Here is a 541-nt window from a genome sequence, read left to right on the forward strand (position 1 = left end):
AGGTTTCCCGCTACAGTTCAATCTATATTCAGCTTATTCAAAGCCGATTGCTAAAGGATGACTACCTATTGGGAAAGGAGTGTAGAGTTAACATTAAGCTGATTCCTACGGGAACTGACATGATTGTTTCGTCAGTTAACGTGCTTTCTGGTGACTCTAGAGTATGTGCAGCTGCAAAGAGTGCAATTGCACAAGTACCAAGTTTCCCGATGTCAACCGATTCAACAGTTAACCAAAGGCTGAAGGATATTAACCTTACGGTCGCACTACAACAATAAGGGATAAGCCGTGATTAAACGTCTTTTACTAGGAATGTTTGTACTGCTAGGCAGTCTAACGAATGTAGCGCACGCTGCATTGGAGCTGGTCATTACCGATGGTATTGATTCGGCACGACCAATTGCTGTTGTTCCCTTTAAATGGGAGGGCAGTCAACCACTTCCTACCGACATTTCTGCTGTCATTGCATCTGACCTACAGCGCAGTGGTAAGTTCAGCCCAGTGCCAACTAATAAAATGCCACAAACGCCATTCAATGAAT

At 44.0% G+C, this 541-nt stretch carries 1 protein-coding gene and 1 pseudogene; both read left to right on the top strand.

Annotated features, from left to right (window positions below):
* A partial coding sequence (gene tolA, locus R7P64_RS24575; protein WP_318124246.1) for a cell envelope integrity protein TolA occupies positions 1–278 on the top strand: 278 nt, incomplete at its 5' end.
* 10 nt (positions 279–288) lie between these two features.
* Positions 289–541 (top strand): annotated as a pseudogene (locus tag R7P64_RS24580) (Tol-Pal system protein TolB); the annotation flags it as partial.

This window comes from Vibrio sp. 2304 (genome assembly GCF_033339475.1).
Taxonomy (GTDB): Bacteria; Pseudomonadota; Gammaproteobacteria; order Enterobacterales; family Vibrionaceae; genus Vibrio; species Vibrio alginolyticus.